The organism is Pseudomonas sp. FG36 (genome assembly GCF_057809275.1).
On record NZ_JBMDJQ010000067.1, the window covers coordinates 1 to 10,548 of the forward strand.

Consider the following 10,548-nt stretch of genomic DNA (forward strand, 5'->3'; position numbering starts at 1 on the left):
GGTCGCCGCATCGCCGCCCCGACTTGCCCCGCGATGGCGTACCACAGCGTTAAGCGGCCTTCCCTCCCGAGCGGTCAACCCGCACCGCCAGCCGTCCTGCTCCCGATGGCGCCTCGAACGCCACCTGTCCCCCTGCCGGCACTTTCGCCCGGCCAATCACTTTGCCATCACGCAGCAATTCCAGCGGCATGCCTTCCATCGACTGGCCCGAAGCCAGTTCCAGTTTGACCTTGATATTCATCGGTGACCTCCTTGTCACGCGTTGCGATCGATATAGAGCGTTGTCTTTGCGTCCAGGCTGGCGATCAGCTCCGGTGAACCGCCGCGGAACTGGCGGAACAGGTTGCGCCCACGTTGCTTGCCGTCCGCAGGCACCTGCACGCTCGGGTGGAACTGGTCGGTGAGCTCGGCATAACCGCTCCATGGGCCAATGTACGACTCGTTGAGCTGGTCGGTGATGCTGAAGGCATAGCGCACCGCGTTGCCCCGTTGCCAGTTCAGGCCATCGGGCTCACGGCGCTCCCAGCCGGTGATCACCGGCGCGGTGGCGGGGGCATCGATGAAGCCGGTGGGCTTGTTCGGCTTGTAGTCCTTGAGCAGCAGGTAGGTGCTCCAGCCCCACCAGTCGCCGATGCGGTTGCGGTCGTTGAGGTCGTTGACGTCCTTGCGCCGCAGCACCGCCTTACCGTCCTGGAAGTACAGCGCGGCGAAGTTGCCGGGCACCAGGTCCTGTTCGGCGGCGCGCAGGTCGGGCGCCAGGCGCAGGGCCGAAAAGTCCTTGGCCTGGGGCACGCGGCCCTCGGCGAAGGCCTGGAACACTTCATCGACCGAGCGCTGCACGGCGCGCGCCACTTGACGACGGTTGGCCACATCGACGCTGTCGAAGTAGCGCTTGTCGCCGTAGGCACGCCATTGCTCGCCCTCGGCATTGCGCACGGCCAGGCCGTACTTGCTGTCCTCGTCGTGCATGAAGCGCGAGATCAGCGAGCCGACGTCGCTCGGCGTGACGGTGTCGGCCAGGGCCTTGCGCGGTACCCGCAGGTGGCCGGCGGAGAACAGGTCGGTGAGGAAGTGGTCGGCGAAGGCGTTCATTGCATAGGCCAGTTGCAGGTCGCGTTCGGCGCCGCTGGCGCGGGCTTTCAGCGCCTGCTGCAGGGCGGCGGCGTGGCCGGCCTGGTAGGCCAGCAGCGCCCAGGGGCCGAAGTGGTCCCAGTTGCTGGCGGCCAGTTTCAGGTAGCGGCCCAGGGGGAACAGGTCGGAGGCGAAGCTGCCACCGCCGGTGATGCGGTTCCAGCGTGCCGACAGGCTGTCGCCCAGTGCGTCATAGGCTTCATGGGGCTGCCGGCCGTCCTTGATGGCCTGGTTGGCGGCGCGGATTTCTTCCTGCATGACCGCGAGGATCTGTTCGGCTTCCGCCTTGGCCGCCGGCAGGCGTGCCAGGGAGTCGAAGGCCTGGATGAAGCGCTCGATCCGTTCGGCGTCGCTGCCGCCATCGGCGATCGGGCGCTCGGGCAGGCCGTAGAAGTCGCCGCCCAGGGCGATCACTTGGCCATAGGTCAGGTTCAGGCCGTTGGGCAGTGGCAGCGGCGACTGATGGGCGGGGATGCCTGGTTGGCCCACCTCGTAGCGCAACAGGGCGTTGTCGCCGATGGCGGTGTGTTCGGCGCCTTCGAAGAACAGCTCCGGGCCGCGCTGCGCAGCCTTGCCGCCAGCCGACGGTGGCGCAGGGCGGTGATACTTGAGGGTGTGGTGGCCGTGCATGACCAGCACCAGATGGCTGTCGGGGCCGGGCAGGGCGATGCCCTGCTCATCGAACAGCTGGTCGAGGTCAGCGACCACCAGCGTGGCCTGGGCTTTCGCGGCCACAGGTGCAGCGTGCATTCCTGACATGATTTGCTCCTTGCAATGTCTGGATAATCCATTTTTATACTGTATGCATATACAGTAATATGCATCATATGCAGGAAATTTCCTACGTCAAGACCCCTTTGTGCTGGCATCTGGCAGCTGTGGCGGGCGCAAGCCCCCGGCTCTCACGTATGATTGCGCTCCCTAACGGCATTTCCCGGGACCACGTTGCATGCTCGCCCTACTCATCCAGACACTGAACATCACGGCCCCTGTGTTCGCCATGCTGTTCATGGGCGTGCTGCTCAAGCGCATCCGCTTGATCGACGACAACTTCAACCGGGTTGCCTCCAAGCTGGTGTTCAACGTGTGCATGCCGGCGCTGCTGTTCCTCGGCATCTACCACGCCGACCTGGCGTCGGCGGTAAAACCAGGGGTGATGCTCTATTTCGTCGGCGCGACGCTGGCGTGCTTCGGCCTGGCCTGGGGCCTGGCGATCTGGCGCTGCCCGCGGGCTGACCGCGGCATCTACACGCAAGGCGCGTTTCGCGGTAACAACGGCGTGATCGGCCTGGCACTGGCGGCCAGCCTGTATGGCGACTACGGTATATCCCTCGGCGCGGTGCTGGCCGGGTTGGTGATCCTCATGTACAACTCGCTGTCGGCGGTGGTACTGGCGGTGTACAGCCCGGACCTGAAGTCCGACCCGTGGAGCATCTGCAAGAGCATCCTCAGCAACCCGTTGATCCTCAGCGTGCTGGTGGCAACACCCATGGCCTACGGCCAGGTGCCGCTGCCCAATTGGCTGCTGACCTCCGGTGACTACCTGGCGCAGATGACCCTGCCGCTGGCGCTGATCTGCATCGGCGGCACCCTGTCGCTGGCGGCCCTGCGCGACAGTGGCAGGCTGGCCGTCGATGTCAGCCTGGCGAAGATGGTCTGGCTGCCGCTGCTGGGCACCCTGGGTGCCTGGCTGTGCGGGTTCCGTGGCGCCGAACTGGGCATCCTGTTCCTCTACATCGCCAGCCCCACCGCGGCGGCCAGCTATGTGATGGCGCGGGAGGCCAACGGCAACCATGAACTGGCGGCGTCGATCATCGTGATCACTACACTGATGGCCGCTGTCACCACGAACATCGGGATTTTCTTCTTGCAATGGGGTGGATGGATCTAGCCCATTTGCAAGCAAAACCAATAACACTGCCTCACCTAAAGGACACTTCATGCAAGACCAGAGCACGCCCGAGCGCTTGCAGCGCGGGCTGAAGAATCGCCATATCCAGCTGATCGCGCTGGGCGGGGCCATTGGCACCGGGCTGTTCCTGGGCATCGCCCAGACCATCCAGCTGGCCGGCCCGTCGGTGCTGCTGGGCTACGCCATCGCCGGCCTGATGGCCTTCCTGATCATGCGCCAGTTGGGCGAGATGGTGGTCGAGGAGCCGGTCGCCGGCAGCTTCAGCCACTTCGCGCACCAGTACTGGAGCGAGTTCGCCGGTTTCGTCTCGGGCTGGAACTATTGGGTGGTGTACGTGCTGGTCGGCATGGCCGAGCTCACGGCCGTGGGGATCTATGTGCAGTACTGGTGGCCGGACTTCCCGACCTGGGCCACTGCGGCAATCTTCTTCGTGGTGATCAACGCCATCAACCTGACCCAGGTGAAGGTGTATGGCGAAATGGAGTTCTGGTTCGCCCTGGTCAAGGTGGTGGCCATCGTCAGCATGATCGGCTTCGGCGCCTGGCTGCTGAGCAGCGGCCATGGCGGGCCGGATGCCAGCGTCGCCAACCTGTGGCAGTACGGCGGCTTCTTCCCCAATGGCGTCACCGGGCTGATCATGGCCCTGGCGGTGATCATGTTCTCCTTCGGTGGCCTGGAGCTGGTGGGCATCACTGCCGCCGAAGCGGCCAACCCGCGTGAGAGCATCCCGAAGGCGACCAACCAGGTGGTCTATCGCATCCTGATCTTCTATATCGGCGCGCTGGCCGTGCTGTTGTCGTTGTACCCCTGGCAGAAGGTGGTGCAGGGCGGCAGCCCGTTCGTGATGATCTTCCACGAACTGGACAGCGACCTGGTGGCGACCATCCTCAACATCGTGGTGCTGACCGCCGCGCTGTCGGTCTACAACAGCTGCGTGTACGCCAACAGCCGCATGCTGTTCGGCCTGGCCACGCAGGGTGACGCACCGCGTCAGTTGCTCAAGGTCAGCCGCCGTGGCGTGCCGCTCACCGCGCTGGGCGTGTCGGCCTTCGCCACCGGCCTGTGCGTGCTGATCAACTACCTGATGCCGGGCGAGGCCTTCGGCCTGCTGATGGCCCTGGCGGTATCGGCGCTGGTGATCAACTGGGCGAGCATCAGCATCACTCACCTGAAGTTCCGCAAGGCCAAGCTGGCGGCCGGCATCACGCCGTTCTACAAGAGCCTGTGGCACCCGCTGAGCAACTACCTGTGCCTGGCGTTCATCGTGCTGATCCTGGTGGTGATGTACCTCACCCCGCCAATCCGTATCTCGGTGATGCTGATCCCGGCGTGGATCGCCGTGCTGTGGGTGGCGTTCCGGATGAAGAAGGCACGTCAGGCCTGATCTGCTCCATGCCGGTTTCAGGATCGCAGTGGCGATAACATCGCCACTGCCAACCACGAAACCCGCATTTCTTGCTCTTGCTCTTGCTCTTGCTTCTAAGCGCACGGTAGCTCAGGCGCCGCCGATTGCGACTTCAGGAGGCCGAGTGCAGGGCTTGCGTTGGGAGGCGACGGGCATGGATGGCCCGTCGGCGCGTACTCCCGGAGCAAGCCCGGAGCGAGGGAACCCCGGAGCGCAGCGCAGGGGCCGTATGAACGGAGTCGAACGGTTTTGCCTCCTTTTCCCAAGAGAAAAGGAGGTCGCCGTAAAGGCGAAAAGGTGACTAAAAGTCGACATCTTCTAAGAATGTTGATGTAAAACTCAAAACAGCCACTTAAACATCCCCACCTGAGACCTTGCCCCCACCCCCACCAACCCGCTATCGTCCAGCAATTCATCCGATGACTGGACGTAAACCCCCCGTGACCCCGCTCATCAAACGCAGCCTGGTAGAACAAGCCGTAGACCAACTCCGCGAGCGCATCGCCCAGGGCACCTGGTCAGTAGGCCAGCGCCTGCCCACCGAACCGGAGCTGGCCAGCGACCTGGGCATCAGCCGCAACACCGTGCGCGAGGCCATGCGCGTCCTGGCCTTCAGCGGCCTGGTGGAAGTCCGCCAGGGCGACGGCAGCTACCTGCGCACCGCCGTGGACCCGCTGCAGGCGGTGCAGGTGATGTCGCGCTGCGCCGTCGAACACGCCCGCGAAACCCGCCATATCCTTGAAACACAAGCCATCGGCCTGGCCGCGTTGCGCCGCACCGAAGCCGACCTGCAGGCACTGCGCGACGCCCTGCAACACAGCGCGCAGCACTACCACGGCAATGTGGATGCCTATGTCGAATGCGACCTGGTCTTCCACCAGCGCCTGGTGGACGCCGCCCACAACCCCGCCTTGAGCGAGCTGTACCGCTACTTTTCCGGTGTGGTCGGCGCGGCCCTGCAGCACAACATGACGACCGTCCCCCGTTGCCAGGCCGTGTTCGACCTGCACGGGCAGATCCTCGACGCCCTCGAACAACGCGATCCGGAGCGGGCCAAGCACCTGAGCCGGACCCTCATCGAATCCTGACCACGAGAAGGCCATGGCCGAACAACTGACCCGCAACACCGCGCCCCGCGAGGCGGACCTCGAAGAACTGCTGATCGACGCCGAGGCCGACGATGAGCAAGTCCAGCAACAGCCTGTGGTGCTGCGCCGGCCCTGGCTGTTGCTGCTGGGCCTGGTACTGGTGGCGCTGAACCTGCGTCCGGCGTTGTCGAGCATGTCGCCCGTACTCGGGCAGGTGTCCGAAGGGCTGGGGCTCAGCGCATCGCAGGCGGGGCTGCTGACCACCTTGCCGGTGCTGTGCCTGGGGCTGTTCGCGCCGCTGGCGCCAATCCTGGCACGACGCTTCGGCAGCGAACGGGTCATCCTCGGCATCTTGCTGACCCTGGCGCTGGGCATCCTGGTGCGCAGTGCCCTGGGCGCCACCGGCGTGTTCATCGGCAGCCTGATGGCCGGTGCGAGCATTGGCATCATCGGCGTGCTGTTGCCTGGCATCGTCAAACGCGATTTCCCACAACATGCAGGCACCCTGACCGGCGTCTACACCATGGCGCTGTGCCTGGGCGCGGCAATGGCCGCCGGTGCCACGGTGCCCTTGACCCGCCACTTCGATGACAGCTGGGCGCTGGGGTTGGGCTTCTGGGCGCTGCCGGCGCTGCTGGCGATGCTGGTGTGGCTGCCGCAGTCGCGCCAGGGCCATGGCGTGCACAAGGTGGCCTACCGGGTGCAGGGCCTGTGGCGTGACCCGCTGGCATGGCAGGTGACCCTGTACATGGGCCTGCAGTCGTCGCTGGCGTATATCGTGTTCGGCTGGTTGCCGTCGATCCTGATCGGCCGTGGGCTGAGCCCGACCGAGGCGGGGCTGGTGCTGTCCGGCTCGGTGATCGTGCAACTGGTCAGTTCGCTGAGCGCGCCATGGCTGGCGACGCGCGGCAAGGATCAGCGCCTGGCCATCGTGGTGGTGATGCTGGTGACCTTGGGCGGGCTGTTCGGCTGCCTGTACGCGCCGCTGGAAGGGTTGTGGGGCTGGGCGATCCTGTTGGGGCTGGGCCAGGGCGGCACCTTTGCCCTGGCGTTGACCTTGATCGTGCTGCGCTCCAAGGACGCCCATGTGGCGGCCAACCTGTCGAGCATGGCCCAGGGCGTGGGCTACACGCTGGCTTCCATGGGGCCGTTCGCGGTGGGGCTGGTGCATGACCTGACCGGGGGCTGGGGCGCGGTGGGCTGGATCTTCGCGGTACTGGGGATCGGCGCCATTGTGTTCGGCTTGGGTGCCGGGCGTGCGTTGCATGTGGGGGTGGTCAGCGAGCGGGTCTGAGGTCTGCTGGCACCTGGTTCGGGCTTCGGCACCATTCATGGCGCAAATGGCTGTGGCGCCAAAGTCGGGCCCGGACTATCTTGCGCTTCTTGAGCCCAAGCACGGATAACCGCCAATGAGCGATGCCAACAGCGCCCTGATCACCCGTTTCTACCAGGCCTTCCAGCGCCTGGACGCCGAGGCCATGGTGGCCTGCTACAGCGACGACATCGTTTTCAGCGATCCAGTCTTCGGCACCTTGCGCGGGCAGGATGCCGGGGACATGTGGCGCATGCTCACCCGCCGCGCCAAGGACTTCACCCTGACCTTCGACAATGTGCGCAGCGACGAGCGCGGCGGCGGCGCGCATTGGGTGGCGACCTATCTGTTCAGTCAGACCGGGCGGGTGGTGGTCAATGATATCCAGGCGCGCTTCGTGATCCGTGACGGGCTGATCTGCCAGCACGACGACAGCTTCGACCTGTGGCGCTGGTCGCGGCAGGCCCTGGGCATGCCGGGCGTGCTGCTGGGCTGGTCGCCGATGTTGCAGAACAAGGTGCGCCAGCAGGCGTTCAAGGGCTTGCGCGCATTCCAGCAGGCGCGCTGAGGCGTTAAGCTGACGGCCTTCTTCCGTTGCACCGAACCGAGCCGTGAGCGAAACAGCGCCTTCCCCCGACTGCAAACCCTGGTACGTCTATCTGGTGCGTGCCGCCAACGGCTCGCTGTACTGCGGTATCAGCGACGATCCGCAGCGGCGTTTCATCAAGCACCAGAAAGGGCAGGGCGCGCGGTATTTCAAGACCAGCCCGGCGCAGGCGCTGGTGTATGTGGAGCAGTGGCCGGACAAAGGCGAGGCGCTGCGCCAGGAGCGTTTGGTGAAGAAGCTGCGCAAGGCGGCGAAGGAGGCGTTGGTGGCCTCCTATATTGGTGTCGCCACGGCCCCATGACACGTTGCGGTGCCTTGGCCGTGCGCCGGGGCGCGCAATGCGCCCCCGACCCTCTCAGTCCTTGCGCCGTTTCAGCTGATCGATCAGCTGGGTCGGCAGGCCTTTGATGACCAGCGTCCCGGCTTCTTCGTCATACTCGACCTTCGAGCCGAGCAGGTGCGCCTCGAAGCTGATCGACAACCCCTCGGCACGCCCGGTGAAGCGGCGGAACTGGTTGAGGGTGCGTTTGTCGGCCGGGATCTCCGGCGATAGCCCATAGTCGCTGTTGCGGATATGGTCGAAGAACGCCTCGGGGCGGTCTTCGTCGATCAGGCTGGAGAGCTCTTCCAGCGTAACCGGCTCGCCCAGCTTGGTCTGGGTGGTGGCGTAGTCGACCAGGGTCTGGGTCTTCTCGCGGGCGGACTCTTCCGGCAGGTCCTCTTTCTCGACGAAGTCGCTGAAGGCCTTGAGCAGGGCGCGGGTCTCGCCCGGGCCGTCCACGCCTTCCTGGCAACCGATGAAATCGCGGAAGTAATCCGAGACTTTCTTGCCGTTCTTGCCCTTGATGAACGAGATGTACTGCTTGGAGTTCTGGTTGTTCTTCCACTCGGACAGGTTGACCCGCGCCGCCAGGTGCAATTGCCCCAGGTCCAGGTGGCGCGAGGGGGTCACGTCGAGCTCGGCGTTAACCGCTACGCCTTCACTGTGGTGCAGCAGGGCGATGGCCAGGTATTCGGTCATGCCTTGTTGGTAATGGGCGAACAGCACGTGGCCGCCGGTGGACAGGTTGGACTCTTCCATCAACTTCTGCAGGTGCTCGACGGCCACGCGGCTGAAGGTGGCGAAGTCTTTCTCTTCGTCCTGGTACTGCTTGAGCCAGCCGCTGAACGGATAGGCGCCGGACTCGCCGTGGAAGAAGCCCCAGGCTTTGCCTTGCTTGGCGTTGTAGCTGTCGTTGAGGTCGGCCAGCAGGTTCTCGATGGCGTCGGAGGCCGCCAGTTCGCTGTCGCGAGCATGGAGCACGGCGGGGCTGCCATCGGGCTTCTTGTCGATCAGGTGAACGATGCAATGACGGATTGGCATGGAATTCTCGGTGATAGGAGCGGTGAAAAGCCGCGCTGCAAAAGGCGTTCAGTTTAACCCAGGGCGAGGGTGGTGCAGTGGCCAGATGTTGGCGTATATGTCGGTTGTTCGTTTTTTGTTCAAATTTTTGCGATTTTTCTGAAAACCCCCGAAAAACCTGAACAAAAACGTGGTCGGCAGCGGATATTTATCGATTCCTGTGGTAGCTTTGCGCGGTCTTGCGCCCCTTGGGTGGCGCATTGCTGGCAGATCGCTTGCGCGGTGTCGAACCAAACGCCGATTTGCGTATCTACATACGCGATCGACGCGGCCTCTGGATTGTCCCGGGCTGGCCCGACCACCGACCAAGCACGCTGCACAACCACTGAATTTGATAGGGAAGGAACACCACCATGGCACTGACCAAAGACCAACTGATTGCCGATATCGCTGAAGCCATCGACGCGCCGAAAACCACCGCGCGTAACGCCCTGGAGCAACTGGGCCAGATCGTCGCCGACCAACTGGAAAACGGCGCCGAAATCACCCTGCCAGGCATCGGCAAACTGAAAGTCACCGAGCGTCCTGCCCGTACCGGCCGCAACCCTTCGACTGGCGCTGCCATCGAAATCGCTGCCAAGAAAGTCGTCAAGTTCGTTCCAGCCAAAGTGCTGACCGACTCGATCAACAAGTAATTGTTGATTTGACGAAACCGCGCCCGGCTTGCCCGGGCGCGGTTTTTTCATGCCCGTGATTTACGCAGGGCGTGCCATTGCTGGCGTGCGCCATCGTCCTGGAAGCTCCAGGCGACCATGCGGCTCTGCTTCTGCCCCTGGCCCATCTCGATGATGCGCAGGGCCTTCACCCCGGCCTTTTTCAAGGCTGCCTCGATACCCGGCAGGTTGCTGGCCTTGGACACCAGGCTGGTGAACCACAGCACCTGGGCGGCGTACTGCGCGCTTTCGGCCACCAACTGGGAGACGAAGCGGATCTCGCCACCTTCGCACCACAGTTCATTGTTCTGCCCGCCGAAGTTCAGCACCGGCAGCTTGCGCTTGGGGTCCTGCTTGCCGAGGTTCTTCCATTTGCGCTGGCTGCCGCGGGTGGCTTCCTCGCGCGAGGCGTGGAAGGGCGGGTTGCACAGGGTCAGGTCGAAGCGCTCGTCGGCCTGCAGCAGGCGGCTGAGGATGTGCTTGCGATCGGCTTGCAGGCGCAGGCCGATGGCCTTGTCGAGCTTGTTGGCCTGGACGATGGCCTTGGCCGAGGCCAGGGCCACGCTGTCGATGTCGGAGCCGGTGAAGCGCCAGCGGTAGTCGCTGTGCCCGAGCAGGGGGTAGATGCAGTTGGCGCCGACGCCGATATCCAGGGCGTGCACCTGGGCGCCGCGGGGGATTTCACCGCCGTTGTCTTCGCCCAGCAGGTCGGCCAGCACATGGATGTAGTCGGCGCGGCCGGGGATCGGCGGGCACAGGTAGTCGGCGGGGATGTCCCAGTGCTGGATGCCGTACTGGGCCTTGAGCAGGGCGCGGTTGAACACCCGCACGGCTTCAGGGTTGGCGAAGTCGATGCTGGGCTTGCCGTAGGGATTGGTGATGGTGAAGCGGGCCAGGTCCGGATGCGCCTTGATCAGGGCGGGGAAGTCGTAGCGGCCCTGGTGGCGGTTGCGCGGATGCAGGGTGGGTTTCTGGGTCATGGTGGGGTCCTGAAAAAGCATCGCCGGCAAGCCGGCTCCCACAGGATAGTGCAGTACC

General features: G+C 64.4%; 11 protein-coding genes. 7 read left to right on the plus strand and 4 right to left on the minus strand.

Features of this window, described 5'->3' with window-relative positions:
• Positions 1 to 49: 49 nt before the first annotated feature.
• Positions 50 to 241 carry a hypothetical protein gene (locus tag ACODS9_RS26195; RefSeq protein ID WP_489095097.1) on the minus strand — a complete coding sequence of 64 codons (192 nt, stop codon included), beginning with the start codon at positions 239 to 241 and terminating at the stop codon, positions 50 to 52.
• Positions 242 to 255: 14 nt separating this feature from the next.
• Positions 256 to 1,890 carry a phospholipase gene (locus ACODS9_RS26200; RefSeq protein ID WP_489095098.1) on the minus strand — a complete coding sequence of 545 codons (1,635 nt, stop codon included), beginning with the start codon at positions 1,888 to 1,890 and terminating at the stop codon, positions 256 to 258.
• A 190-nt stretch (positions 1,891 to 2,080) separates the two neighbouring features.
• Here ACODS9_RS26200 and ACODS9_RS26205 point away from each other — a divergent pair, with 190 nt between their 5' ends.
• From ACODS9_RS26205 to ACODS9_RS26230, 6 genes are all read left to right on the plus strand, one after another.
• On the plus strand, positions 2,081 to 3,022 hold the full coding sequence (locus ACODS9_RS26205) for an AEC family transporter (RefSeq protein ID WP_401106804.1): 942 nt from the start codon (positions 2,081 to 2,083) through the stop codon (positions 3,020 to 3,022).
• A gap of 49 nt (positions 3,023 to 3,071) precedes the next feature.
• Complete coding sequence (locus tag ACODS9_RS26210) at positions 3,072 to 4,427, plus strand: amino acid permease (RefSeq protein ID WP_046854285.1); 1,356 nt, start codon at positions 3,072 to 3,074, stop codon at positions 4,425 to 4,427.
• 440 nt (positions 4,428 to 4,867) lie between these two features.
• Complete coding sequence (locus ACODS9_RS26215) at positions 4,868 to 5,536, plus strand: FadR/GntR family transcriptional regulator (protein ID WP_401106809.1); 669 nt, start codon at positions 4,868 to 4,870, stop codon at positions 5,534 to 5,536.
• Positions 5,537 to 5,549: 13 nt separating this feature from the next.
• Positions 5,550 to 6,830, plus strand: a complete 1,281-nt coding sequence (locus ACODS9_RS26220; RefSeq protein ID WP_401106811.1) for a CynX/NimT family MFS transporter — start codon at positions 5,550 to 5,552, stop codon at positions 6,828 to 6,830.
• Between the two features lie 115 nt (positions 6,831 to 6,945).
• Positions 6,946 to 7,416: a nuclear transport factor 2 family protein gene (locus tag ACODS9_RS26225; RefSeq protein WP_489095099.1), complete on the plus strand. Its 471-nt coding sequence runs from the start codon at positions 6,946 to 6,948 to the stop codon at positions 7,414 to 7,416.
• A 43-nt stretch (positions 7,417 to 7,459) separates the two neighbouring features.
• On the plus strand, positions 7,460 to 7,756 hold the full coding sequence (locus tag ACODS9_RS26230; protein ID WP_102685471.1) for a GIY-YIG nuclease family protein: 297 nt from the start codon (positions 7,460 to 7,462) through the stop codon (positions 7,754 to 7,756).
• Positions 7,757 to 7,810: 54 nt separating this feature from the next.
• Here ACODS9_RS26230 and yejK read toward each other — a convergent pair whose 3' ends face one another.
• Positions 7,811 to 8,818, minus strand: coding sequence for a nucleoid-associated protein YejK (gene yejK / locus ACODS9_RS26235; protein ID WP_489095100.1), 1,008 nt, complete (start codon positions 8,816 to 8,818; stop codon positions 7,811 to 7,813).
• Between the two features lie 392 nt (positions 8,819 to 9,210).
• Here yejK and ACODS9_RS26240 point away from each other — a divergent pair, with 392 nt between their 5' ends.
• Positions 9,211 to 9,492 carry an HU family DNA-binding protein gene (locus ACODS9_RS26240; protein WP_004882926.1) on the plus strand — a complete coding sequence of 94 codons (282 nt, stop codon included), beginning with the start codon at positions 9,211 to 9,213 and terminating at the stop codon, positions 9,490 to 9,492.
• 47 nt (positions 9,493 to 9,539) lie between these two features.
• On the opposite strand, the gene rlmF is transcribed toward ACODS9_RS26240, so the two are convergent.
• Positions 9,540 to 10,490 (minus strand): 23S rRNA (adenine(1618)-N(6))-methyltransferase RlmF, encoded by a 951-nt coding sequence (rlmF, locus tag ACODS9_RS26245; RefSeq protein WP_489095101.1) that lies wholly within the window; start codon positions 10,488 to 10,490, stop codon positions 9,540 to 9,542.
• Positions 10,491 to 10,548: the final 58 nt, after the last annotated feature.

Bases quoted from the DNA above. Each gene is read 5' to 3' on its own strand.
- ACODS9_RS26195 (WP_489095097.1), bottom strand. From the start codon at position 241: ATGAATATCAAGGTCAAACTGGAACTGGCTTCGGGCCAGTCGATGGAA.
- ACODS9_RS26220 (WP_401106811.1), top strand. From the start codon at position 5,550: ATGGCCGAACAACTGACCCGCAACACCGCGCCCCGCGAGGCGGACCTC.
- yejK (WP_489095100.1), bottom strand. From the start codon at position 8,818: ATGCCAATCCGTCATTGCATCGTTCACCTGATCGACAAGAAGCCCGAT.
- ACODS9_RS26225 (WP_489095099.1), top strand. From the start codon at position 6,946: ATGAGCGATGCCAACAGCGCCCTGATCACCCGTTTCTACCAGGCCTTC.
- ACODS9_RS26200 (WP_489095098.1), bottom strand. From the start codon at position 1,890: ATGTCAGGAATGCACGCTGCACCTGTGGCCGCGAAAGCCCAGGCCACG.
- ACODS9_RS26240 (WP_004882926.1), top strand. From the start codon at position 9,211: ATGGCACTGACCAAAGACCAACTGATTGCCGATATCGCTGAAGCCATC.
- ACODS9_RS26215 (WP_401106809.1), top strand. From the start codon at position 4,868: ATGACTGGACGTAAACCCCCCGTGACCCCGCTCATCAAACGCAGCCTG.
- ACODS9_RS26205 (WP_401106804.1), top strand. From the start codon at position 2,081: ATGCTCGCCCTACTCATCCAGACACTGAACATCACGGCCCCTGTGTTC.
- rlmF (WP_489095101.1), bottom strand. From the start codon at position 10,490: ATGACCCAGAAACCCACCCTGCATCCGCGCAACCGCCACCAGGGCCGC.
- ACODS9_RS26210 (WP_046854285.1), top strand. From the start codon at position 3,072: ATGCAAGACCAGAGCACGCCCGAGCGCTTGCAGCGCGGGCTGAAGAAT.